At 66.1% G+C, this 22,623-nt stretch carries 34 protein-coding genes; 23 read left to right on the top strand and 11 right to left on the bottom strand.

The annotated features are described in order from the left end of the window. The first annotated feature begins 111 nt into the window (after positions 1-111). The 15 genes from nifS (at position 112) to EJ105_RS26065 (ending at position 9,863) form a co-directional block, all read left to right on the top strand. Complete coding sequence (gene nifS / locus EJ105_RS26135; RefSeq protein ID WP_029555921.1) at positions 112-1,311, top strand: cysteine desulfurase NifS; 1,200 nt, start codon at positions 112-114, stop codon at positions 1,309-1,311. Positions 1,312-1,444: 133 nt separating this feature from the next. After that, positions 1,445-1,660 carry a putative nitrogen fixation protein NifT gene (gene nifT / locus EJ105_RS26130; RefSeq protein WP_024281053.1) on the top strand — a complete coding sequence of 72 codons (216 nt, stop codon included), beginning with the start codon at positions 1,445-1,447 and terminating at the stop codon, positions 1,658-1,660. Between the two features lie 6 nt (positions 1,661-1,666). Then, positions 1,667-2,533: an SIR2 family NAD-dependent protein deacylase gene (locus EJ105_RS26125; RefSeq protein ID WP_250168655.1), complete on the top strand. Its 867-nt coding sequence runs from the start codon at positions 1,667-1,669 to the stop codon at positions 2,531-2,533. Positions 2,534-2,882: 349 nt separating this feature from the next. After that, entirely contained in the window at positions 2,883-4,457 is a 1,575-nt protein-coding gene (gene nifB / locus EJ105_RS26120) for a nitrogenase cofactor biosynthesis protein NifB (RefSeq protein WP_029555919.1), read from the top strand. Between the two features lie 24 nt (positions 4,458-4,481). Further along, on the top strand, positions 4,482-4,706 hold the full coding sequence (locus EJ105_RS26115; RefSeq protein WP_011995790.1) for a 4Fe-4S binding protein: 225 nt from the start codon (positions 4,482-4,484) through the stop codon (positions 4,704-4,706). Positions 4,707-4,717: 11 nt separating this feature from the next. Beyond that, positions 4,718-5,032 carry a HesB/IscA family protein gene (locus EJ105_RS26110; RefSeq protein WP_024281049.1) on the top strand — a complete coding sequence of 105 codons (315 nt, stop codon included), beginning with the start codon at positions 4,718-4,720 and terminating at the stop codon, positions 5,030-5,032. A 101-nt stretch (positions 5,033-5,133) separates the two neighbouring features. Further along, entirely contained in the window at positions 5,134-5,676 is a 543-nt protein-coding gene (locus EJ105_RS26105; protein ID WP_250168654.1) for a hypothetical protein, read from the top strand. Next, positions 5,666-6,448 (top strand): 4Fe4S-binding leucine-rich repeat protein, encoded by a 783-nt coding sequence (locus EJ105_RS26100; RefSeq protein ID WP_250168653.1) that lies wholly within the window; start codon positions 5,666-5,668, stop codon positions 6,446-6,448. The genes EJ105_RS26105 and EJ105_RS26100 overlap by 11 nt, the downstream gene beginning before the upstream one ends. After that, the gene (locus tag EJ105_RS26095; protein WP_029555916.1) at positions 6,445-6,762 is read left to right on the top strand and encodes a nitrogen fixation protein NifZ; all 318 of its coding nucleotides are present in this window, start codon (positions 6,445-6,447) and stop codon (positions 6,760-6,762) included. Before EJ105_RS26100 ends, EJ105_RS26095 begins: the two co-directional genes overlap by 4 nt. Positions 6,763-6,770: 8 nt before the next feature. Then, positions 6,771-7,010, top strand: coding sequence for a nitrogen fixation protein NifZ (locus EJ105_RS26090; protein ID WP_024281045.1), 240 nt, complete (start codon positions 6,771-6,773; stop codon positions 7,008-7,010). Positions 7,011-7,168: 158 nt separating this feature from the next. Next, positions 7,169-7,498, top strand: coding sequence for a DUF3024 domain-containing protein (locus EJ105_RS26085; RefSeq protein ID WP_250168652.1), 330 nt, complete (start codon positions 7,169-7,171; stop codon positions 7,496-7,498). Between the two features lie 88 nt (positions 7,499-7,586). Next, positions 7,587-7,850 (top strand): DUF6129 family protein, encoded by a 264-nt coding sequence (locus EJ105_RS26080; RefSeq protein ID WP_024281043.1) that lies wholly within the window; start codon positions 7,587-7,589, stop codon positions 7,848-7,850. Continuing rightward, the gene (locus EJ105_RS26075) at positions 7,850-9,055 is read left to right on the top strand and encodes a DegT/DnrJ/EryC1/StrS family aminotransferase (RefSeq protein WP_250168651.1); all 1,206 of its coding nucleotides are present in this window, start codon (positions 7,850-7,852) and stop codon (positions 9,053-9,055) included. Before EJ105_RS26080 ends, EJ105_RS26075 begins: the two co-directional genes overlap by 1 nt. A 52-nt stretch (positions 9,056-9,107) precedes the next feature. Beyond that, complete coding sequence (locus EJ105_RS26070; RefSeq protein WP_024281041.1) at positions 9,108-9,422, top strand: ferredoxin; 315 nt, start codon at positions 9,108-9,110, stop codon at positions 9,420-9,422. 216 nt (positions 9,423-9,638) lie between these two features. After that, a complete protein-coding gene (locus EJ105_RS26065) occupies positions 9,639-9,863 on the top strand; it encodes a hypothetical protein (protein WP_024281040.1) in 225 nt (74 codons plus the stop codon). Positions 9,864-10,022: 159 nt separating this feature from the next. On the opposite strand, the gene grxD is transcribed toward EJ105_RS26065, so the two are convergent. Both grxD and EJ105_RS26055 read right to left on the bottom strand, forming a co-directional pair. Continuing rightward, a complete protein-coding gene (grxD, locus tag EJ105_RS26060; RefSeq protein ID WP_024281039.1) occupies positions 10,023-10,352 on the bottom strand; it encodes a Grx4 family monothiol glutaredoxin in 330 nt (109 codons plus the stop codon). Between the two features lie 92 nt (positions 10,353-10,444). Then, the gene (locus EJ105_RS26055; RefSeq protein WP_024281038.1) at positions 10,445-10,678 is read right to left on the bottom strand and encodes a BolA family protein; all 234 of its coding nucleotides are present in this window, start codon (positions 10,676-10,678) and stop codon (positions 10,445-10,447) included. 236 nt (positions 10,679-10,914) lie between these two features. Here EJ105_RS26055 and EJ105_RS26050 point away from each other — a divergent pair, with 236 nt between their 5' ends. The 7 genes from EJ105_RS26050 (at position 10,915) to EJ105_RS26020 (ending at position 14,464) form a co-directional block, all read left to right on the top strand. Beyond that, complete coding sequence (locus EJ105_RS26050; RefSeq protein ID WP_038192719.1) at positions 10,915-11,778, top strand: xanthine dehydrogenase; 864 nt, start codon at positions 10,915-10,917, stop codon at positions 11,776-11,778. Between the two features lie 38 nt (positions 11,779-11,816). After that, positions 11,817-12,299, top strand: a complete 483-nt coding sequence (locus tag EJ105_RS26045) for a tetratricopeptide repeat protein (RefSeq protein ID WP_169124953.1) — start codon at positions 11,817-11,819, stop codon at positions 12,297-12,299. A gap of 73 nt (positions 12,300-12,372) precedes the next feature. Then, positions 12,373-12,768 (top strand): iron-sulfur cluster assembly protein, encoded by a 396-nt coding sequence (locus EJ105_RS26040; RefSeq protein ID WP_024281035.1) that lies wholly within the window; start codon positions 12,373-12,375, stop codon positions 12,766-12,768. Between the two features lie 185 nt (positions 12,769-12,953). Next, complete coding sequence (locus EJ105_RS26035; RefSeq protein ID WP_250168650.1) at positions 12,954-13,433, top strand: Rieske (2Fe-2S) protein; 480 nt, start codon at positions 12,954-12,956, stop codon at positions 13,431-13,433. Between the two features lie 45 nt (positions 13,434-13,478). Further along, positions 13,479-13,811, top strand: a complete 333-nt coding sequence (locus EJ105_RS26030) for a DUF6156 family protein (RefSeq protein ID WP_250168649.1) — start codon at positions 13,479-13,481, stop codon at positions 13,809-13,811. A 27-nt stretch (positions 13,812-13,838) separates the two neighbouring features. Continuing rightward, positions 13,839-14,006, top strand: coding sequence for a hypothetical protein (locus EJ105_RS26025; protein WP_168457281.1), 168 nt, complete (start codon positions 13,839-13,841; stop codon positions 14,004-14,006). A gap of 23 nt (positions 14,007-14,029) precedes the next feature. After that, on the top strand, positions 14,030-14,464 hold the full coding sequence (locus EJ105_RS26020; RefSeq protein ID WP_250168648.1) for a group II truncated hemoglobin: 435 nt from the start codon (positions 14,030-14,032) through the stop codon (positions 14,462-14,464). 37 nt (positions 14,465-14,501) lie between these two features. Here EJ105_RS26020 and EJ105_RS26015 read toward each other — a convergent pair whose 3' ends face one another. Together EJ105_RS26015 and EJ105_RS26010 are read right to left on the bottom strand one after the other, a co-directional pair. Then, complete coding sequence (locus EJ105_RS26015; protein WP_250168647.1) at positions 14,502-14,741, bottom strand: hypothetical protein; 240 nt, start codon at positions 14,739-14,741, stop codon at positions 14,502-14,504. Between the two features lie 78 nt (positions 14,742-14,819). After that, the gene (locus EJ105_RS26010) at positions 14,820-15,065 is read right to left on the bottom strand and encodes a hypothetical protein (RefSeq protein ID WP_024281030.1); all 246 of its coding nucleotides are present in this window, start codon (positions 15,063-15,065) and stop codon (positions 14,820-14,822) included. 316 nt (positions 15,066-15,381) lie between these two features. Here EJ105_RS26010 and EJ105_RS26005 point away from each other — a divergent pair, with 316 nt between their 5' ends. Next, positions 15,382-15,867, top strand: a complete 486-nt coding sequence (locus EJ105_RS26005; protein WP_250168646.1) for a hypothetical protein — start codon at positions 15,382-15,384, stop codon at positions 15,865-15,867. Positions 15,868-15,912: 45 nt separating this feature from the next. Here the strand turns inward: EJ105_RS26005 and EJ105_RS26000 are convergent, their stop codons facing one another. The 7 genes from EJ105_RS26000 to EJ105_RS25970 form a co-directional block, all read right to left on the bottom strand. Continuing rightward, positions 15,913-16,245: a hypothetical protein gene (locus EJ105_RS26000; protein ID WP_250168645.1), complete on the bottom strand. Its 333-nt coding sequence runs from the start codon at positions 16,243-16,245 to the stop codon at positions 15,913-15,915. A 153-nt stretch (positions 16,246-16,398) separates the two neighbouring features. Further along, a complete protein-coding gene (locus tag EJ105_RS25995; RefSeq protein WP_029555905.1) occupies positions 16,399-17,163 on the bottom strand; it encodes a dienelactone hydrolase family protein in 765 nt (254 codons plus the stop codon). Between the two features lie 260 nt (positions 17,164-17,423). After that, positions 17,424-18,227: a 4Fe4S-binding leucine-rich repeat protein gene (locus EJ105_RS25990; RefSeq protein WP_250168644.1), complete on the bottom strand. Its 804-nt coding sequence runs from the start codon at positions 18,225-18,227 to the stop codon at positions 17,424-17,426. A gap of 117 nt (positions 18,228-18,344) precedes the next feature. Beyond that, positions 18,345-18,641, bottom strand: coding sequence for a ferredoxin family protein (locus EJ105_RS25985; RefSeq protein WP_024281025.1), 297 nt, complete (start codon positions 18,639-18,641; stop codon positions 18,345-18,347). An 81-nt stretch (positions 18,642-18,722) separates the two neighbouring features. Further along, positions 18,723-20,030, bottom strand: a complete 1,308-nt coding sequence (locus tag EJ105_RS25980) for an FAD-dependent monooxygenase (RefSeq protein ID WP_024281024.1) — start codon at positions 20,028-20,030, stop codon at positions 18,723-18,725. 22 nt (positions 20,031-20,052) lie between these two features. Further along, complete coding sequence (locus EJ105_RS25975; RefSeq protein WP_029555903.1) at positions 20,053-21,162, bottom strand: electron transfer flavoprotein subunit alpha/FixB family protein; 1,110 nt, start codon at positions 21,160-21,162, stop codon at positions 20,053-20,055. A gap of 60 nt (positions 21,163-21,222) precedes the next feature. After that, positions 21,223-22,071: an electron transfer flavoprotein subunit beta/FixA family protein gene (locus EJ105_RS25970; RefSeq protein WP_029555902.1), complete on the bottom strand. Its 849-nt coding sequence runs from the start codon at positions 22,069-22,071 to the stop codon at positions 21,223-21,225. Positions 22,072-22,623 lie beyond the last annotated feature (552 nt).

The following is a 22,623-nucleotide window of genomic DNA, read 5'->3' as shown; positions in this document are numbered from 1 at the left end:
CGACTCCCGCCGCGGCTGCCCCGGCCGTTCCGGCGCCGGCGGCGCCGTCTCCCATCCGCTGACGGCCTGCCACACAGCAAGACGCCGCAGTCGACCCGAGGGGTGAGCGCCGTGCGCCCGGTCTATCTCGACAACAACGCGACGACGCGCACCGACCCTGCCGTCGTCGCGGCGATGCTGCCGTTCTTCTCGGAGCATTTCGGCAACGCCTCGTCCACCCACGCCTTCGGCGAGCATGTGGGCGAGGCGCTGAAAAAGGCCCGCAAGCAGTTGCAGGCCCTCCTCGGTGCCCAGTTCGACCACGAGATCATCTACACCTCGGGCGGCACGGAATCCGACAACGCCGCCATCCTCTCCGCGCTGGAGACCCAGGAGGGGCGGGACGAGATCGTCACCACCACGGTGGAGCATCCCGCCGTGCTCACCCTCGTCGCCCATCTGGAGAAGACGCGCGGCATCAAGGTCCATCTCATCGGGGTGGACCGGCAGGGGCGGCTCGACCTCGACGCCTTCGCCGCGGCCTTGTCGCCGAAGACCGCGCTGGTCTCCGTGATGTGGGCCAACAACGAGACCGGCACGCTGTTTCCGGTGGCGGATCTCGCGCGACAGGCCCATGCGGCGGGCGCCCTGTTCCACACCGATGCGGTGCAGGCGGTGGGCAAGGTCGCCATCGATCTCAAGTCCACCGAGATCGACATGCTCTCGCTCTCCGGCCACAAGCTGCACGGCCCCAAGGGCATCGGCGCGCTCTATGTGCGCAAGGGCGTGAAGTTCCGCCCGCTGGTGCGTGGCGGCCATCAGGAGCGCGGGCGGCGCGGCGGCACCGAGAACGTGCCCGGCATCATCGGCCTCGGCGCGGCGGCCGAGCTGGCTCTCGCCCACATGGAGGAGGAGCGCACCCGCGTGAAGGCGCTGCGCGACCGGCTGGAGCAGGGCATCCTGCAGCAGGTCAGCCACACCCTCCTCAACGGCGACGGCGACAACCGCCTGCCCAACACCGCCAATGTCGCCTTCGAATATCTCGATGGCGAGGCGGTGCTGCACAATCTCAACAAGGCCGGCGTCGCGGCCTCCACCGGCTCGGCCTGCACCTCCGGCTCCACCGAGCCCTCCCATGTGCTGCGCGCCATGAACCTGCCCGCGAGCGCGCTGCATGGCGCCCTGCGCCTGTCCCTGTCGCGCGAGAACACGAGCGACGACGTGGACCGCGTGCTGGAGGTTCTGCCCGACATCGTCGCCCGCCTGCGCGCCATGTCGCCGGCCTGGGCGGCGGCCACGGGCGATGCATCCGCCGTCGCCGATCATGTCTGACATCGGCCATACGCCACACCCTTTCGTGCTCCGTGCGGTGCCCCGCGCCCGGCGCGCATCACCAGCGTCCCCGTTCGGGCTTCGGTCCTGCCGGGTCACAGCGGCGAGTAAAGCCCGATCAAGGAGCCAATAAATGAAAGTCATGATTCGCCGTTCCCCGGAAATCGGCCTGTCCATCTACGTCCCCAAGAAGGACCTGGAGGAGCCGATCGTCGAGTTCGAGCACGAGTCCCTGTGGGGTGGTTGGATCAAGATCGCCAACGGCTGGGTGCTCGACCTGCCCGAGATGGCCGAGGGAACCACCCTGCCCATCACCGTCAACGCGAAGAAGCGTGGCGAGGAGGAGTGAGCTGAGATGAACATTTCCGTCGCCAATATCGAGACGCTGAAGCTCGCCGACGCCGAAGCCGTCCTGAAGGACGTGGCGGCGGAGTTGCGCGCCGACAAGGTCGTGCCCTACCTCGGGCCCGGCCTCCTCGCCCTCGGAGCCCCCGCCATCCCGGTGACGCCGGAAGACCTTTCGGTCTTCTTCGGCACCAAGGTGGCCCTGCCCAAGCGCGCCAAGGGCAATTGCTGGGCCGCGGCCCAGCACATCGAGAGCATGAAGCACCGCAACACCGTCTCCGCCTTGATGGCGGAGGCGTTTGGGCCCCAGGTGCCGCCGCTGCCGTTCCACACCTTTCTCGCGGGCCTGCCCCTCGCGCTGATCGTGGACACTTGGTACGACGGCGCCATGCGCGCGGCCCTCGCCGGCCGTGCCGACTGGGGCGAGGCGCAGGGCATCACCCGCGCCGGCATCGGCGAGGACCGCTGGTATCGCTTCTATGATCACGCCGGCACCGAGAGCGACCGCGCCACCGCGGAAGGCTGGAAGACCGTGCTCTACAAGCCCCACGGCAGCGCCGCGCCGGCGAAGAACTGGCTGATCTCCGACGCGGACTATGTGGAAGTCCTCACCGAGATCGACATCCAGACGCCCATCCCGGACGTGGTGAAGAACCGCCGCACCGAGCGCAGCTTCCTGTTCCTCGGCTGTCGCTTCCACGACCAGATGCTGCGCACCTACGCCCGGCAGATCTCCAAGCGTTCGCGCGCGCCGCACTTCGCCATCGTGGACGAGGCGACGCTCACCAAGAACGAGCTGCGCTTCCTGCTCACCCACGCCATCACGCCCATCGCCATGTCGCTGCCGAAGGCGCTCGACGTCATCATGTCGGCCTGATGCGGGCTGCGGCCCGGTGTGAAGAGTGAGGGGGGAGCATGTCCGGCACCGGGCATGCTCCCCTTGCTTTTGGGATCGTCGTTTCGCTCGGAAGCGGGCGAGGTTTTCGGGCTCGCATTGACCTCGATCAAATGCGCGCCGGGACAGGCCGCAAATCGACGCCGAGCATGTAACTTTTCCAACATGTCAGTCGTGTCGCGGCTCGATGTTCACAAGCCGACAGCCAGATGCCTCCCCTCCAGGTAATTGATATTTCTCAGGTATCTGTCCTCTGTCGGGCTGGCACGGCTGTTGCTCCTCTCTCAGCCAAGGATTTATCGGGATCCTGCTGCAAGCGAGGAGCAGATAGATGCACGCGTCGACACAGCAAGAAAACGCGGTTGGCATGAACGCCGTCGGAATGGACGAGAAGCTGGCCGAGGTCATGCAGGCCAAGGCCGAGCACCAGGGCTGCGGCACCTCGGGTGGTTCGGGCAAGGCGAGCTGCGGCTCGTCGGCCGGCCAGGGCGACCTGCCCACCGAGATCTGGGAGAAGGTGAAGAACCATCCCTGCTACAGTGAAGAAGCCCACCACCACTATGCGCGTATGCATGTTGCCGTTGCCCCGGCGTGCAACATCCAGTGCAACTACTGCAATCGCAAGTATGACTGCGCCAACGAGAGCCGCCCCGGCGTGGTCTCCGAGAAGCTGACGCCCGAGCAGGCCGCGAAGAAGGTGCTGGCCGTGGCCTCCACCATTCCGCAGATGACCGTGCTCGGCATCGCCGGCCCCGGCGACCCGCTCGCCAACCCCGAGAAGACCTTCAAGACCTTCGAGCTGATCAACCGGACCGCCCCGGACATCAAGCTCTGCCTGTCCACCAACGGCCTTGCCCTGCCGGACCACGTGGACACCATCGCCGGCTTCAACGTGGACCACGTGACCATCACCATCAACATGGTGGACCCCGAGGTCGGCGCGAAGATCTATCCCTGGGTGTTCTGGAAGCACAAGCGCTACACCGGCTATGAGGCGGCCAAGCTCCTCACCGACCGGCAGATGCTCGGCCTCGAGATGCTCACCGAGCGCGGCATCCTGTGCAAGGTGAACTCGGTGATGATCCCGGGCATCAACGACAAGCATCTTGTCGAAGTAAACCGTGCGGTGAAGTCGCGTGGCGCGTTCCTGCACAACATCATGCCGCTCATCTCCTCCCCCGAGCATGGCACCGTGTTTGGCCTCAACGGCCAGCGTGGCCCCACCGCCCAGGAGCTCAAGGCGCTCCAGGACGAGTGCGAGGGCGAGATGAACATGATGCGTCACTGCCGTCAGTGCCGCGCCGACGCCGTGGGCCTCCTCGGCGAGGACCGCTCCGCCGAGTTCACCACCGACAAGATCATGGCCATGGAGGTCAATTACGACCTCGACAGCCGCAAGGCCTACCAGGCCCTCGTCGAGGAAGAGCGCGTCGCCAAGGTGGCGGCGAAGCAGGAGGAGCTGGAGGCTCTCGCCGGCGAGCAGAGCGACATCAAGCTGCTCACCGCGGTTGCCACCAAGGGCTCGGGCCTCATCAACGAGCACTTCGGCCACGCCAAGGAGTTCCAGGTGTGGGAACTCTCCACGGCGGGCGCCAAGTTCGTCGGCCATCGCCGCGTCGACCTGTATTGCCAGGGCGGCTACGGCGAGGAGGACAGCCTCGAGACCATCATCCGCGCCATCAACGACTGCCATGCGGTGTTCGTGGCGAAGATCGGCGGCTGCCCGAAGGCGGACCTCATCAAGGCCGGCATCGAGCCCGTCGACACCTTCGCCCACGAGTTCATCGAGAAGTCGGCGATCACCTGGTTCAAGGAATACCTGAACAAGGTGAAGACCGGCGAGATCGTCCACACCGCGCGCGGCGACGCCGAGATCCGGCAGGGCGCGCTCATCAACGCGGCCTGACCGGCGAAGTAAAGGAGCATCGCCATGACCCTCAAAATCGTCGCGTCGCAGTGCACGAGCTGCTCGGCCTGTGAGCCGGAATGCCCCAACGTGGCCATTTCGGAGAAGAACGGGACGTTCGTGATCGATCCGAAGAAGTGCACCGAGTGCATCGGCCACTTCGACGTGCCGCAGTGCGCGGCGGTCTGTCCGGTGGACGATACCTGCGTGATCGACAACGCATATCCCCGCTACCAGCCCACCGCCTGAGGATCTGCGCGATGAACTTCACCATGACCCGCTCCGCCGCCCGCTTCATGCGCATGATGATCATGGCGGACGGCGGCCCCACCGCCGGCTTCCGCATGCATGTGACGCCCGGCGGATGCTCCGGTCTCAACGCCGACATCTCCGTGCTGCCCGAACCGCAGCCCGGCGATGTGGTGGTGGAGAAGGACGGGGTGAAGCTGTTCCTGCCGGCGGAAAGTCGCCTGCTGCTCGATGGCGTGACCATCGACTTCACCGACACGGCCGCCAAGACCGGGCTCGTCTTCAACGATCCCAAGGCGACCACCTGCTCCTCCCACGCCCACTGACGGCGGGGAGAACCCTCTTCCGGGGCGGCCTGGCGCCGCCCCGGACTTCACCGGGCCGGGGTTCGACCGGCACCGGCTCAAGGACAGGACGGGGACAGGGGATGGAGGGTTCCGCACAGGCCTTTGGCGAGCCCGACGTCCTGACCCCCGAAGCGCTCCTTGCGAGCGCGGTGATGGGCGGAGGGTTGCCGGAGGACGCACAGTTCCATCTGTGGGAAGCCGGTCTCTCCTACCAGCAGGACGAAGTGGCGGAAGCGCATCTGCGCAAGGCCGAGGCCATCGCCCCGGGCCATGCGGCGGTGCTCATCGGCCTCTATCGCTTCTACTTCTACAAGGGTCGCCTGCGGGAGTGCCTGGGGGTGGCGCGGGAGTGCCTCGCCAAGGCGCAGCGGGAGACCAATCTCCCGGCCGACTGGCGGGACGTGCGGGCGGAAGATGCGGAGTTTTCCCGCTACGACCGCCTGATGCCGCGCTTCTTCCTGTTCACGCTGAAGGGCTACGCCTACCTCAACATGCGCCTCGGCAATCTCGACGAGGGGCGCGCCGCGGTGATGAAGCTGCTCGAGCTCGATCCGTCCGACAAGATCGGCGCGAAGCTCTTGCTCGACGTGCTGAACAGAGCGGGGCAGGACGATGAAGACTGACGACGACATCGAGGATGCCAAGACCTGGCTCGGCGAAGACATTGACTGCCGGCGCTGCGTCCACGCGGCGGACCTTCTGCCGGCCGGCAAGTGCCAGCTGAGGCGGGCCTGCGTGAACGACCGCTACGCCCGGCGCATCGACCGCTTCTTCAACTGGAATCCGGCGCTTGCCAATTCCTATGTCCGCCACGAACATTTCGAAGTCCGGGCCATCGCGGCGAAGCACGCGGACGTGTTCTTCCTGAAGCCGCTCCTCAACGACCCCGAGGAGACCGTGCGCTGGAATGCGGCGCGCCGGCTGCCCAAGCGGCTCATCCTGCCGCTGCGCAACGATCCCCATCGCGAGGTGCGCATCCGCATCGTCTCGCTGCTGGAGGATGCGGAACTCGCGCCCATGCTGGCGGACGACGATTACTATGTGCGCCTGGTGGTGGCCCGCCGCATCGCGCCGCCGCTGCTGTCGCGCCTCGTGGACGATCCCGAGCCGGAGGTGCGCAAGGTGGTGGCCCAGCGGCTGCCGTCCGAATGGCTGATGTGCATGGCCGGCGACCGCAGCGCGGCCGTCCGCCTGGAGGTGGCCCAGCGCCTCGCCCCGGACCTTCTTCCGGCCCTCGCGTCCGACGCGGACTGGCGGGTGCGCCACGAGGTCGCCGGCCGGGTGGCGCCGTCCCAGCTCGCCCGGTTCCTGGAAGATGACGACGAGTTCGTGCGCGAGGTCGCCCGCTCCCGCATCAAGGCGGGCGGGCAGCTCTTGAGGGAGATGCCGCTATGAGCAACATCGTCCGCGACAGCGATGTGGTGGAGATTTCCGAGCCGCCTTACTTCAATTTCGGCGAGAAGGTGAAGGCGAAGCGGGTCATCCGCAACGACGGAACCTATGCCGGCAAGGAGATCGGCGAGATTCTCGCGAAGAAGGGCGAGATCGGCTACGTCGTCTCCATCGGTACCTTCCTCCAGCAGTTCTACATCTACGGCGTCGAGTTCACCGAGAGCGGCAACCGCGTCGGCATGAAGCGCAAGGAACTGGAAAGCGCCGTTCCGCGCGAAGAACAGGACATCCCGCTGCCCCCCGCCCCCGGAGTTTGATTATCATGATGCTCGAACCACGCCTGCCCAAGTACGACTGGGGCATGAAGGTCAAGACCCTCATCGACCTCTACAATGACGGGTCCTATCCCGACATGCCGGACGAGGGGCTGCTGGTGGGTGTCGGCACGGTCGGCGAGATCGTGCAGGTGGGCCAGCACACGGACACGAACACGCCCATCTACCTGATCGAGTTCAACGAGCGCCTGGTGGTGGGCTGCCTCGAGGAAGAGATCCAGCCGCTCTGATCCCTGGAGCATTTTCGGCGAACATCGGTCCGCCGAAAATGCTCCAGGCTTTTGACAGTCCGCATTTTCTTCACGCGAACCGGACTCCACTTCGCTCGAAAATGCTCTAGATGCGCGGCGCCGGCCGTGCGCGTCACACAGCCGCGAGAGATAGGACGATGAGGCTGCCCGCTCATCCGAACGATCTCGACAGGAAGCGCATCGAGCGCGCCATAAGGGCGCGCAAGCGCTATCGCTATGTCACGCCCCGCGTCGTCGCCACGGAGGGCGGCTACCGGATCGAGAGCGCGTGCTGCTCGCGCAACATCGATCCCGACGGCGGGGTGGTGGACATCGCCCTGATGATCTTCGATCCGGAGCAGGCCTCCTGGCAGCTGTTCCGCAAGAACCACGGCAAGCACCTCTGGGAGCTCGACAGTATTCACGAGCGGCTGAAGGAATTGCTGGAGCTACTGAACGACGACACCGAGCGTCGATTTTGGCAGTGATCCAAACTGGCAATGATCCTGCATGGCATGGGACGGACCGCGACAAAGCCGCCGGTCGTGTCTCATTCCGGTACGGGAGAGTAAGGTTATGGCCCTGAGCGACAGCGACCTCACCGAGATCGAGAAGGTGCTCACCGCCGAGGAGCCGGCGGGCCCGGTCTTCGCCGAACTGCGCAAGCGCTTTCCGGCGCTCTCCTGGACCCAGTGCGACGCCTCCGACGTCACCGAGGCGCCGTTCCGCACCTATCCCAGATACGACGTGCATCTGCTCGACACCGCGGACCACTGCGCCCACATCACCTCCGATCCCGGCGCCGCCACCGGCGTGATCCTCGCAAGGCGGAGCGCGTGATGAGCGACGCCGATTTCCTGGACGATTTCGACCTCGGCGAGAGCGAGTGCGAGGGGGGCGAGGCCACCAGCATCCTCCTGTCGGATCCGGACATCACCGTCATCGAGCTGCAGGCGGTGACCGAGGCCATGCAGGCGCCGCGCCTGTCCAGCGGGCCGCTCGCGGAGAAGTTCGAGGCGGAGTTCGCGGCCTATCTCGGCCGCAAATATGCCGTCGCGGTGCCGAGCGGTACGCTGGGCCTGCTCTACACCCTGAAGGCCTACGGCATCGGTCCGGGGGACGAGGTGATCGCCTCGCCCTATTCCTTCCGCGAGACCGTGCACGCCATCAGCCTGTCCGGCGCGCGTCCGGTGTTCGCCGACATCGACTACTGGGCGGGAACCCTCGTGCCGGCCAAGGCCGAGGCGAAGATCACCGACAAGACCAAGGCCATCGTCGCCGGCAACACCAACGGCCATCCCGCGCCGTGGACGGACTTCCAGGAGTTGGCCCGCAAGCACAATCTGGCGCTCATCGAGGATTCCACCGAGGCCATCGGCTCGCGCTACAAGGGCGCGTTGGTGGGGACGTTCGGCGACACGGCCGTGTTCGATTTCTCACAGCCCTTCCCCATCGTGTGCGGCGAGGGCGGCATGGTGGTGACGGACGACATCGACGTCGCCGTGGCGCTGCGGCGCTTCCGCTCCCACAAGCTGGAGGAGCGGTCCTCCGTCGTCGTCAGCATGAGCGCGCCCTACCAGGGCGCCATGAGCGACATCACCGCCGCGCTGGGCCTGACCCAGCTGCGCCGGCTCGAGGAGATCCTCGAGCAGCGGCGTACGGTGGAGCACCTCTACCAGAAGTACGTCCAGTCCTTCGAGGGTATCAAGGACCCCTTCATCGGGCCGGACGTGACCGAGGTGAACTGGTTCCTCTACGTGGTCCATCTCGGCACCCGTTTCTCCAAGTCGAGCCGCGATTCCATCGTCGAGGATCTCAAGGTGGAGAAGGTTGAATCCGCCGGCTACAGCACGCCGCTGCATGTGCAGCGGCACTATTTCGACCTCGGCTATCGCCGGGGCGACTTCCTTGTGACGGAGAAGGTGGCCGACCGCGCGGTGGCGCTGCCGTTCCACACCCACCTGAGCGAGGAGGAGATCGAGTTCATCGTGGCAACGATGAAGGATGCCTCGGTCAATGTAGGGGCGGGCGCCGCCATCTACTGAAGCGCAACAAGATCGCACCCCAAACACTAAGACGAAACGACAGGAGTTGTTGATGTCCACGGTTACGCTGAAGGTCCTCCCCATGGGCAAGACCATTGAAGTCGGGGAGGGCACGAACCTCCTCGAGGCGCTCATCACCGTCGAGCCGGGGCTCGCGGAGCGCCAGAAGAGCGACAAGGACGGCAGCGCGTCCCACGTGTTCGTCCAGGAAGGCCGCAAGGGCCTCTCCAAGACCACCCGTGAGGAGAACGAAAGCCTCGACGCGATCGTCGGTGTCGGCTCCAAGTCACGCCTCGCCAAGCACGTCACCGTGCTCGGCACCGAGAACGTGACCATCGAGCTGCTCGGCGAGTTCTCGGGCTTCTGATCGCGCTGGGCGGCGCTCCCGCGGGGGCGCCGGGACCGTCGGCGGCGGGAAGGGCGGAGCCTTCCGGCCGTGGCTGAAGACAAAAGCTTCCGGTGGCGCGCTGCCGGGAGCTCAACAAAAAGCGTGCCGGGTAATCAAGTCGTCGTGCGGGCTTCGGGCGGCCAAGTCCTCCCCTTCGGGTCCGCGCCAGTGAAGAACGTTGAGAGGAGAGATGAGATGAGCGACGAAGCAGTCATCATTCACGCCCGCTTTGCGGCCAACGGGACCATCGCCGAAATCAGCGAGCGGCCCCAGGGCCTGAACCCGCAGGAATGGTTCGATTTTCTGTCCTACCGTGTTCCGCTCACCTACCAGGCTCTGGCCGGCGGTCGCGGCGTGTTCCGCCTGACCCGCGCCGATGTGGACGCCTTCAAGGTCGAGGCGGCCACCAAGGCGGCGTGAGCCGGCCTGGACGAATGGCCGGTGCAGGGTCTTTCGGTTTTGCGAATACTTGAGGGCCGACTGTTTCATCCGGCCCGGCATGTTTTCGAGGTCGTTCCATAGTGCAGCAAAAGGGCCCGGATGCGCTCGCGTCCGGGCCCTTTTTTCTGGATCAACCTGTCAGGCGGTGACGGCGACGCCCTTGTCGGCGAGGAGCTGGGTCAGCTCACCGGCCTGGAACATCTCGCGGACGATGTCGCAGCCGCCGACGAACTCACCCTTGATGTAGAGCTGTGGAATGGTCGGCCAGTTGGAAAAGGCCTTGATGCCCTCGCGCACCATCGGGTCCTGCAGCACGTCCACGGCGCGATAGGGCACGCCGACGCCGGCGAGCACCTGCACCACGGCGGCCGAGAAGCCGCATTGGGGGGCGGCGGGAATACCCTTCATGAACAGGACCACATCGCTGGAGGCGATGATATCTTCGATACGTTCGGCAGTGGTGGCCATGGGGCAGTCTCCTGATTGAAACGAAGCGGATGAAAATGTGGATTTGAAATGGGCCGGAACCCGCCGCGACTTGTATGGCGCTGCGGACGATCTCACTTGGGGATCAGCGTCTCCAGCTTGAGGGCGTGCAAGGTGCCGCCCATGTGCTCGCCAAGCGCCGCATAGACCATCTGGTGCTGCTGGACGCGGCTCTTGCCCTTGAAGGCTTCCGAGGTGATGCGGGCGGCGTAGTGGTCGCCGTCGCCGGCGAGATCGATGATCATCACCTGGCTGTCTGGAAGAGCCTCCTTCACGAGGCGCTCGATTTCGTCTGCGGCCATGGCCATCGCGCTGTCTCCTTCGATGTGCGACGCCCCCATGCAAGCGCGGCACCACTTGTCATTGGTGCAAATGCGGCCGCACAGGCGGCTGGGCTGTCGCAAATCTGACAGCGCGATGGGCCGGGGAGGGCAGGCCTGGCTGCGGGAGAGCGCGGTTCGGGGGCATGGGGGCGAGCCTGGGGCTGTTCCAAACGGCCCACCTCTTGCTTACGCCTTGTCGCCCCGGGGAAACGAGAACCGTTATGAGCGATTTGCTACAGCAGGGACGCGGTGCGGCGCGCAATGGCTTTGCAACCATACTCGGCACCAACGAGATCGCGTCGGCCGTGGCCGTCGAGCTGCATCGCGGCGGCTATGGCGTTGTGCTGTCGCATGATCCGGTGCCGCCGGTGATCCGGCGCAAGATGGCCTTTCACGACGCTCTGTATGAGGACGACGTGCGCGTGGACGGCGTCCGCGCGGTGCGGGCCGATACCGGCGTGGATGTCCGCAAGGGCCTGCTGCGCGGCGATGTGCTGGTCACCACCCTCGGGCTGCTCGATCTCATCGTCCTCGGCCCCATCGAACTGCTCGTCGATGCCCGCATGAACAAGTATCAGGTGACGCCGGACCTGCGCCGCCTCGCGCGGCTCACCATCGGCCTCGGGCCGGGGTTCGGCGGCGGCACCAATTGCGATCTCGCCATCGAGACGCGCCCCGGCAAGGAGGGGCAGGTGATCCAGCACGGCCCCACGGACGAGCCGGACCACATTCCCCGCGATCTCGGCGGCGTGACGAGCGAGCGCTTCGTGCATTCGAGCGTGCCCGGCCGCTGGCACACGGCCATTGAGATCGGCACCCGCGTCTATAAGGATTTCCATATCGGCTTCCTCGGCAACGAGCCCATCCGCGCCCCGTTCGACGGCGTGGTGCGCGGCGTGGTGCGGGACGGCACGGAGGTTCCGGCCGGGGTGAAACTTCTGGAGATCGATCCACGCGGCCGCGGCGCCGACTGGACCGGGCTCGATGCCCGCGCCCTTGTCATCGCCAAGGCGGTGAGCCGGGCGCTGACCTTCCGCGGCGCCCGGCTCACCGAAGCCGCGCCCAATCCTCATCTGGTCAAGTAGAGCGGCGCCCTTCGCCGGCCCCACCGAAGGGTAGAAACGTGAGCGTCGATCTTTTCCCCAACACCGATGTCATCAATTTCGGCGAGGTCTCCGGCCCCGTGAACGCCCTGCTGCAGCAGGGCGTCATTGCCTATCGCAAGGACAGGAAGCGCGCGGACGAACTGTTCCGCCAGGCGCTCGCCACGGCCCCGTCCGAGCTGCCGGTCTATTTCTGCCTGTACAAGATCCACACCTACCAGGGGAATCTGGACGAGGCGGAAGCCGCGGCGCGGGGCGGGCTCATCGAGGCGGCGACCCAGGCGGGCTGGGACACGGACTGGCGCAACTGGGTGCCCTACGACCTCTTGCCCGACGGGCCGGGCCGGTTCGCCCTCTACACGCTCAAGGCGCTGGCCTTCATTCACCTGCGCCAGAACCAGCCGGAGCTTGCGGTGGAGAAGCTCGAGGCGCTGAAGGTGCTCGACCCCACCGGTGCGGTAGGGTGGCCAGTTGTCGCGGCCCTCGCCGAGGGTCTGGATTGAAGGCCGGGGCCATCGTTGGCATCGTGCTTGCTACGTTATCGGGTACGATGAGGGGGCAGGAGGCATTGGTCACATGACTCAGCCTGTGGAGCACGGCCTTGCCGCACCGACGACTATGATCGTCCACGGCGAGGTGCGCAATTTCGAAGAATTCGCCGAGGATGATGCCGTTCTTCTCGAAGGCATCGTCGCGGCGCTGAGAACCGTCAATGATCCGGAAATCCCGGTGAACATCTATGATCTTGGCCTGATCTATCGGATCGAGGTCAAGGAGGATGGCGGGGTCGAGATCGACATGACGTTGACCGCACCGGGCTGCCCGGTCGCCGGGCAGATGCTCGGCTGGGTGCAGGAAGCGGTGGTGGTGGTTCCCGGCGTCAGCGACGTGAAGATGAAGCTGGTGTTCGATCCGCCATGGGACAAGTCGCGCATGAGCGACGAGGTCCAGCTTGAGCTGGGGCTTCTCTGAGGCACCTGACAGAAGCGGAGTGGCCGGCCCCGCGCCGGCCATTTTCGTTGCCGCCGGCGTTCGGCACGCTTCCTGCTAATCCCGGGTGGTTTCACCCCGGCCGCGGATCTGCTGTTCCAGCCGGGCAGGGACTGTTTCATTTGCGACAGGGGCCGGCGCCTCCGGGAGGGGCGGGCGGGGAAGTGATGTCTGCCGAACAATCTGCCGAGCAACAGGACACCGAAGCCGAGATCGCGGTCTTCGCCATCTGCGGGACGCACCAGTTGCCGCCCGGCGAGGCGAAGGCGTTCGATCTGTCCCGACTGACCCCGGAGGGGGACGCGCGGCCGTTCCGCATCGTGGTGGTGCGCACCGGCGCGCGCGAAGTGGTGGGCTATGTGAATGCCTGTCCGCACAAGGGCGCGTGGCTCAACATCGGCGGCGGCCAGTTCTTCAATGCCGAGCGCACGCATCTGCGCTGCGGCCGCCATGGGGCGCTGTTCGACATCGAGAGCGGCGCCTGCACTGAGGGCGCGTGCGAGGGGGCGCATCTGGAGCCGGTGGCGGTGGCCATCGTGGGCGCGGATGTGTGCCTGTGCGGCGTGCCGCTGGTGGAGGCGGAGGTCGCCGGCTTTCCCTATGACGATTTCGACGAGACCATGGAAATCATGATTTCTCCCGACTGATCGGCAGTCGTGATGGTGAAGGTGCAGGTGTCGGGAGACGGACGAATGAGTTCAGAGGCCGCCAGCGCGTTGCCGCCGGACATGCCGGGGGAATGCCGCTTCTTTATCACCTATACCGGCGTGAAGATGCCGTTCCGGCTGGTGGAGCCCATCCCCGAGGCGCAGCTCACCCACCGCAACACCTTCATCCGGGCCTGGTTCGACGAGGCTGGCCAGCTGACCGGCTTCGACAAGATGGTCTATGGCGAGGTCGAGCTGGCCCATCGCTACAGCTACCATGGCAACGGGACGCTGAAGCGCGCCGAGGTGCGCATGGTGGATGAGGACACGGTGGTCGTCGCCTTCGACGAGGCGGGATCACCCATGCGGCCGGAATAGCCCGGCGCCGACAGGAGGGCAGGACGGATGACGGTGGCTCAGCTGGTCGAGGCGCTCGGCAGGATGCCGCCGGACGCCGTGGTGCTGATGGAGGCGGACGGCGGCCTTTCGCTGGTCTCGGCCCTCGATTTTGTCGCGGCGCAAGGCGCCGGCGCGCCGGCCGAGGTCATCCTCCTGCCCAACATGGACGAATAGGGCCGAGCCCGAGGGAACAGATCATGTCGGACGTCGCCGAGACCACAACCATGTACGAGCGCCTGGGCGGCGCGGTCGTCATTGATCGGCTGGTAGAGGCCTTCTATGCGCGCATGGACACGCTGCCCGAGGCGGAGGGCATCCGCGCCATGCACGCCGATGATCTCGGCAATACCAAGCAGGTGCTGAAGCGCTATCTCAGCGAGTGGACCGGCGGCCCCAAGCTCTATTCGCCGGAAAAGGGCCATCCGCGGCTGCGCCAGCGGCACATGGGCTTCTCCATCGGCAATGCGGAGCGCGACGCCTGGCTGCTGTGCATGCATGGCGCGCTGGAGGAGACGGTGGCGGATGCCGCCGCGCGGGCCGCCATCTATGACGCCATGGCGAAGCTCGCCGACTGGATGCGCAACACCGCCGGCAATCCGCACGACACCGTGGGCCACGCCGCGCGGCCCTGAAACGGCAAGGGCGGCGAGGGGGCGGCGAGGGGCGGCGCTAGAGCGGCACGCCGAAGAATTCCTCGTCGGACCCGCCCCAGGCCTGGTGCAACGCGAGGGCATCCTTCCACTTCGCCATCTCGTCTTCGGCCGCGGTGCGGTGGGTGATCTTGCCCTCCGGCTTGTCGGCGAGGAGGAAATCCTTCGCGTTGCGCAGGAAGCGGTTGAGGGCCTTGGTGTCGTTGGGGCGGACGACGCAGCGGGGGGCCTCGTCGATGAGAATGGTCGTCGGGAGCATCGCCAATTCTCCGGGGTTGTCTGCTGTGTGGGGGAGGGCCGGCGCGAAAATGACCGCGCAGGCCCAGCGCCGGCAGGCTTAGAAGCCGTCCTGCTTGGAGCCCCAGGGATGGGAGCCCGGCACGAAGCCGGCCTTGATGCCGGCCTTCGCGATGTCTTCCATGGTCTTGTAGAAGGTGCCCTCGTGCACCAGCGTGCCGGTCTTGGTCGTCACCGCTACATATTTCGCCACGCGGTCGGTCTCGCACAGATATCCGCCGCCGGGGTCATCGACGCTGCGGGCGTTGCCGTCCCAGTCGATGAAGAAACCTTCGCTCGTCGACATGCCTCACTCCAAAGGACGCGCTCCGGGAAAGGACTTTCCGGAGGCCGGGGCTCCAAACGGGTTTGGCGGGGCGATCGACTGTCCCCGCGCGCTGCTCGCAGCAAGGTTCTTGCCAAGCGGCGGCGGCGGCCGGCAGCGGGCCGGGGTGTCGCGCATCGCACATCCCCGGGATGTGGGCGTATGCTTCATGACACTGTCGTGCGGTCAGATGAAGGCATCGGCTTATTCTGGGATCATGAGCGGTAATTATTGAATTTACTAGCTTTTGATCTAAGATGGCCACGTTGTTTTTCTGTCTGCTCCGGAGATACATTTCATGACTGAATTGACTCGCCGTATGGCGTCCCTCAGCGACGTCCAGGGCCTGTGGGGACTGCTGCGGCAGGCGGCCGCCGCCGTCCCCTTCAATGCCGAAGACGAAGGCGATCAGGAAACGCTCCTGTCCGAGCTCGTGGCCTGCTGCACCTCCGGCCTGTCGCCGGTGGTGGTGGACAATGAGAAGGGCATCGTCGGTGCGCTGCTCGCCCGGCGCGATACGTTCGAATGGGGTTTCCGCAACAGCGAGGCGATCCATGTGACCTATGCCGCCGTCGCGCCCGCCGCCAAGGGTGATGCGGTGCTCCCCGCGCTGCTCGGCGAATTGCAGGGGCGGAAGGTGCCGCTGCTCGCCAGCGTGAAGAGCGGCGAGCAACTGGGCTTTGCCGCCGCGCTCGGCGACCTCGGCTTCACCCACGAGGTGAAGGCCTTGAACGGCTGGGGCGATCTCTATCAGTGGACCCCGCCGCCCTCCGTCCATAACTGACGTGCACACCGTGGGCGCGTCCGCGCGCTCACGGATTTCTAGGCCTCAACGGGGCTCTTCCTCCGGCCGCGCCTGGATCTCGGCGAGCGCCGAATCGATGATGGCGCGGCAGGCGAGAAGGCGGTCGTATTCCGCCTTGCTGAGGGTCACGGTCGGCCCCTTGTCGTCGGCCTCGGCGCCGAAGGCCGGGCGGGCCGCCAGCGCCGCCTCGAAGATGGTCTTCTCGAGCTGATAGATGCGCTCGCTCGCCCGCTCGAGATAGGGCAGGGGATTGGCGCGGACATTCTGCTCGTGCAGCGCATCGAGGTTCAGGAGGTCGCGGAAGCGCTTTTCCGTCCGCCGCTTGCCTGCCCCGAAATCATGCTCGATCACGCTCATGTCCGACGCTCCGGCGGATGTGCGCCCCTCGATCCGGGGTGATGAACCGGACCCATCGCCCGCTCCCGGGATGAAACGTCCGGGCCGGCGGCGCGTCAAGAGGAACGCCCGCCGGCACGCGGATTGGGAGGGCCAATGCTTGGCCCCCGCAGGTCAGTCCATGGGCGGGCCCATGTCGTTGGCCTCGGACTTCTTCTTGCCCTTCTTCTCGGTCTTCGCGAGGGCATAGGCGCCGGCATTCTTCAGCTGCACCGGACCCTGGCCGACCACGTATTGGGAGATCCAGAACAGGGTGCGCTCCATGGCCTGGTCGGCGGCGGCGGCGTCATAGGCCGGGTTCGCCTTGTAGCTGAAGCCGCGATTGGCGCCGGGGTAGGAGAAGGCCGACACATCCGGCCGGCGGGCGCGGAACTGGATCATGTCCGCTTCCGCGATGGCGGGGTCGGCCTCGGCGAAGTGCATGAGGGTGGGGATGCGGCGCTTCTCGGACATACCGTCGAGGATGCCCTCCTCGGCGTGATAGCCGATGGCGCAGGCGAGGCCCTTCACCTTGTTGGCGGCGGTGTAGGCGAGAAAGCCGCCCCAGGCGTAGCCGACGAGGGCCACCTTGCCGGCGTCCTTGACCGTATCGACGGTGGCCTGGATCGCCTCCAGCGACCAGTCGGTGCCGACCTCCTCGGTCAGGGCCTTGCCCTCGTCGGTCGCCGCGGCGTCGAGTTCGATGTCGGATTTCACCTTGTCGAACAGGGACGGCGCAATGGCGACATAGCCGGCGGCGGCGAAGCCGTCGGCGATCTGGCGGATGTCCGAATTGACGCCGTAGACGTCCTGCAGGACCACCACCGCGCCCTTGGGCGCGCCTTCCGGATCAGCCCGATAGGCGGAGAATTTCACGTTGCTTGCTGTGACTTCGACCATGGCATCCTCGATTTCCGAGCGGCGAAAAGGGGGCAGGGCCGCTCGCTCTGCCAGTCTGAAACAGCTTCGACATGCAAATTGGGCGCCAGAGGACAAGAAATACGTGCGGTGCAGCGTGTCTTTTGCGCTGAACACAGATAAATACCGCGTCGCAGCAAAAACTACTTCGCGAGCGCCAATCACTCGCGTCATGAGGCGCGCAAACGAAAACGGCCGGCCCTGGGAGGCCGGCCATCGGGTCGCTAGGCGGGAAACTCGGCTCAGCCGGCGGCGAGGCGCTCCCGCGCCACCTCGGCGATGGGTGGCACGTCGTCGTGGGTGAGCGGGGCGAGGAAGGCCGGGGAGATTCGCTCGGCAACGACAAAGCGCACCCGCATGTCGGGATCGCCACGCAAGGCGACGAGCCGTTCGGGATCGAGATGCTCGGCCACCACCACGCGCACCAGCGGATCAGCGTCGTCGGCCATGCGGGCGAGGGGCACCTGCGCCAGGCGCGCGGCCACGATGCGCCGCACGTCTACTTCCGGGTCGTGCATCAGATAGACCAGCGCATCCGCCGGCGCGCGCCGGGCGGCCGCCATGCGCACGGTGTAGTCCACATCCGACATGAGGGCGACGAGATCGCTGCCTTCCAGACGCTGGGCGACGGCGATGCGCACCCGCGGCTCGGGATCGAAACGCATGTCGCGAATGCGGGCGATGGGCAGGCGCTCGGCGCAGACCATCCGCACGTCCGGCTCGGCATCGTCCTTCAGCGGCGTGATGAGGAAGACGCTGGCGTGTCGGGCAGCCAGCGCCCGCACCTCGAAATAGGGATGGTCGAGATAGCGCGCGGCCAGCGCCGCATTGTTCGCGAAGAAACGGTCGATGCGCTTGCGCCGACGGTCGAGGACGCACGCCTTGCCGAGATCGCAGCGCCCTTCGGCCTTGATGTCCTCATGGGGACAATCCTGGCAGCGCAGGGGGCGCCCCTGCCAATCCAGCGCCTCGACGGCGAAGTCGGATGCGAAGCCTTCGGCGAACCCCGGCTCTCCGGCCGTTGATCCTGACGAAAATGCGGACATGAAATCGTCCTCCCGCCCCCTAATCTAGGGGCGAAGGCGACTTGACGCCAGATGGCGTACCGGAAGCCGTGCGCCGGCTCCCGATCGCTATTTCGCTACCGCTGGGGGCCGAAGGCCTCAGCCGAACTTGAACAGCACGCCGTAGCCGCCGCGCGGATAGTTCCACTCGATGTCGCCGGAGGGCTCACCGATGATGCGGCAGGTGCCGCATTCGACACAGCCGTCGGCGGTGATCTCCACCTGGCCCTTGTCGTTCAGCTCGTAGCAGCGGGCCGGGCAGGTGGTGAGCAGGGAGCGCAGCGCGGCAGAGGGGGTGGTGTGGGGCCGCACCTTGATGTGGGCGCGCCCGGCATCCACCAGATAGCGGTTCTGGAAAAGCTTGTCCTCGACACGGACGGCGGTTTCGGTGGCCATGAAAAATCTCCCGGTAATCGGGCGACGGGCGAGGCCCGTCGCGCAAGGTGGGAAAACAGGACGCGCTGAGCTGAAAATCCCTCAGCGCCAGGCGCGGGCGAGTTTGAAGGCGTCGCCGAAAAGGCCCGCCCACGACCGCGCGGAGGTGAAGGACTTCACCGTCATCTTCTCCTTCTCCTTCTTCGGGGTGCCGTCGACACGCACGAAGTTCTGCATGGCCTTGTTGACCAGCTGGGGATAGGTGAGGAAGAAGTTCTGCGACTGGATGTGCAGAAGCTGCGGCATGTCCTTGTACTTCTTGAGGTCTTTTATCACGAAGCTGTCGTCGAGCATCTTCTTGTAGAGCGAGAGGTTCGCCGTGGTCATCGGCTCCTTGCGCGACTTGACCTGGAAGATGGCCTCGCCCGCGATGCGGCCGGAGGTCATGGCGAGGTTCGAGCCCTCGCGATGGATGGCGTTGTTGAGCTGGGCGGCGTCGCCCACCACCACCCAGCCCTCGCCATAGAGCTGCGGGATGGATTTGAAGCCGCCCTCGGGGATGAGGTGGGCGGCATATTCCTTCACCTCGGAGCCTTCCAGCAGCGGGGCGATGGAGGGGTGGCGCTTGAACTTCTCCAGCAGCGTGTAGGGCGACTCCCCGCTCTTCTGGAAGTCCGACACCAGGCAGCCGAGGCCCACCGACACGCATTCGCGGTTGGTGTAGAGGAAGCCCATGCCGGTCATGCCTTCCGAGATGGTCCCGGCGGCCTCGATCACGGCGCCCTCATTGCCCTTCACGTTGAAGCGCTGCTCGATGACTTCCTGCGGCAGGAAGTGCATCTCCTTCACCGCCAGCGCCACCTCGGTGGGCTTGGGGATCTTGCGCAGGCCGGCGCGGGCCCCGAGCAGGCCGGTGACGCCTTCCGCCAGCACCACCACGTCCGCATGGATCTGGCCGCCGCCGCGATCGGTCTTGACGCCGATCACCTTGCCGTAGGCGTCCTGCACCAGCTCGGTCACCGTGGTCTCGCACACCACCAGGGCGCCGGCCTCGCGGACCTTGGAGGAGAACCACTTGTCGAACTGCGCGCGGATGATGGTGTAGCGGTTCGGCTTCTCCTCGTTGAAGTCGTCGGACCGGTAGTGCAGGCCGGTGTGGGAGTTCTCGCCCATCATCCAGAAGCGCTGCTCGATCAGGTGACGCTCCAGCGGCGCGTCCTCCCGGAAGTCCGGGATGATCTTTTCCATCATGTCGGCGTAGAGAATGGCGCCCTGCACGTTCTTGGAGCCGGAATATTCGCCGCGCTCCAGCTGCAGCACCTTCAGCCCGCGGGAGGCCATGGTGTAGGCGGCGGCATTGCCGGCCATGCCGGCGCCGACGACAATCGCATCGAACCTTTCGTCGATCATCGGATGTTCCTTTCGCTGGCTGTCAGCTGGCGAGCTTGTCGCTGGAGTGGGCCGAGAGGCGCTTGGCGAAGGCTTCCGTCAGGGCCGGGAGAAGGCGGATGGCGTCGGTGACGATGCCCACATGGGCGAAGTCGAAGATCGGCGCGTTCTTGTCGGTGTTGATGGCGACGATCAGGTCCGCGCCCTCGACGCCCACCCGGTGCTGGATGGCGCCCGAGATGCCGGCGGCGATGTAAAGCCGCGGCCGGATGGTCTTGCCGGTCTGGCCGATCTGGCGGTCGGAAGTGACCCAGCCCTTCTGCACCAGCGGGCGCGAGCAGCCGTACTCAGCGCCCATGGCCACGGCGAGGTTGCGCACCAGCTGGAAGTTTTCCGGCGAGCCGAGGCCCATGCCGCCGGCCACCACCACGTCCGCATAGGCAAGGTTGGCCTTGTTGGAATCGCGGTCGGGGATGAAGTTCAGGATCTTGGTGACGATGTCGGCTTCCACCACGCCGAGCTTGTGCTCGATGACCCGGCCGATGGGCTTCTCCACCCGGATCGGCATGGGCATCACACGCGGGCGCACCGTCGCCATCTGCGGGCGGTAGTTCAGCGTGTAGATGGTGCAGAGGAGCGAGCCGCCGAAGGTCGGGCGGGTGGCGGCCAGCGAGCCGTCCGCGTCCACGTCCAGCTCGGTGGAATCGGCGGTGAGGCCGGTGAGCAGCGTGGTCGCCACCGCGCCGGCGAGGTCGCGGCCGAGCGTGGTGGCGCCCAGCAGCAGGATCTCCGGCTTGTAGGTGTTCACGAGGTCGGTCATCGCGGCCGTGTAGGCCTCGTTGCGATAGTCCGTGAGCACCGGGTCGGCCACCACGTAAGCGAGGTCGGCGCCGTAGCAGAAGGATTCAGCCACCGCGCCGCGCACGGTCTCACCCTCGGCACCGACCACGACTGCGGCCAGTTCCACGCCCAGCTTGTCGGCGAGCTTGCGGCCCGCGCCCATGAGTTCCCAGGACACGGGATGGACCTGGCCACGCTCCTGCTCGATGAACACCCAGACGTGCTTGTACGCCTTGAAGTGTTCCGGCAGCTCTTTCTTGGTGGACGCGCGTCCACCGGCGGCGGGGGCTGGGGGTGTCTTGGGCTCGCTCATGATGGTCGGCTCACTGATCTTGGTGCAACGGAGGGCGCGCGGGCTCTGCGGTGGAGGCCGTCAGAAGCCGCGCGCCAGCGCGGTCAGGTCGGCTTCCAGACTGGGCTGGCGGGAGAAGATTTCGGCGATCAGCGCCTCGGAGAGGTTGCCGCCCTCGCCGGCCTCGATGAACTTGGCCTTCTCGGAGCGCGCGCTCGGTGCGAACACGCGCTTCACGATGGTGGGCGAGCCCTTGAGGCCGCACATGTTGAGATCGGTGACGCCGGCGTCCTTGGCGTTCCACTTCACCACCTCGGCGCGGGCGGCGCGCAGGGCGTCCACCATGGTGCCGCGGCGCATCTCGTTGGTGGCTTCCAGCATGGCGACCAGGCAGGGCAGCTTGGACTTCAGCACCTGCGTGCCGCCCTCGGCGCGCCGTTCCAGGGTGATGGTGCGCTCGGCGGGATCGAACTCGGCGATCTTCGCCACATAGGTGATCTGCATCAGACCAAGACGCTTGGCGATGCCGGGGCCGACCTGGGCGGTGTCGCCGTCGATGGTCTGCTTGCCGGTGAAGACAAGATCCGGCACGCCCCAGGTCTGGCCGACCTTGGTGATGGCGGTGGCCAGCGCGAAGCTGGTGGCCAGCGTGTCCGAGCCGGCGAAGAAGCGGTCGGTCAGCAGCACGGCGCGGTCGGCACCGAAGGTCAGGGCCTTGCGCAGGGAATCTTCCGCGGAGGGCGGGCCCATGGTGAGCACCGTGACTTCGCCGCCGAACTTGTCGCGCAGGCGAAGCGCTTCTTCCAGCGCGAACAGATCATAAGGGTTGATGATCGTCGGCACGCCCTGCCGCATGATCGTGTTGGTGACGGGATGGACGCGGATCTGCGCCGAATCCGGAACCTGTTTGATGCAGACGACGATGTGCATGAATTCGCTCCGAGCCAAACCCAACGGCTCCTGAGCGATGACTGGCAAGCGGCGTGCCAAGACGACGTCACTTGTGAATCGCTCGCATTTTCAGTGATTTGTCATGCCGATCAGCCGATTGTCGGGTCTCGACGACACGCGAATACATGGAACAACGCGCGTCCGTGTCGGGAAGGTGACAGGTCGGGGCCGTCGTGAGGTGATGAGGGGAGTGTCGTATTTGCGCGCATCGGCGGCGCGTCGCGAACGCGACGTTGGGACTTGGCGGCGATGTGTCGGGGAGAGGACGATGCGGCCGGAGCCCATTGTGTGCGACACGGCCGCGGCGCGCGAGGGATGGTTTTGAAGTATTCGGCGTCGCTGATGGGAGGTTCTCGCAAAAGGTCCCCCGCCTTGCGGCGAGGGACCGGAACCTAAAATAGTCTTCAGCGTACGGTGTGTGAAAAGGCGTATTCGCAAAGGTCACGCCCTGTCCCGTTCAAATATGCGCGGCATGCCGCGGGGACGGACGTCGGGTGGACGGGCCGGCGGGGGCCGGCCCGTCGATCCTCG

The sequence above is a fragment of the Xanthobacter aminoxidans genome (assembly GCF_023571765.1).
Taxonomy (GTDB): Bacteria; Pseudomonadota; Alphaproteobacteria; order Rhizobiales; family Xanthobacteraceae; genus Xanthobacter; species Xanthobacter aminoxidans.
The sequence above is the reverse complement of the archived record's forward strand: the minus strand, read 5'-3'. Positions and strand labels throughout refer to the sequence as shown.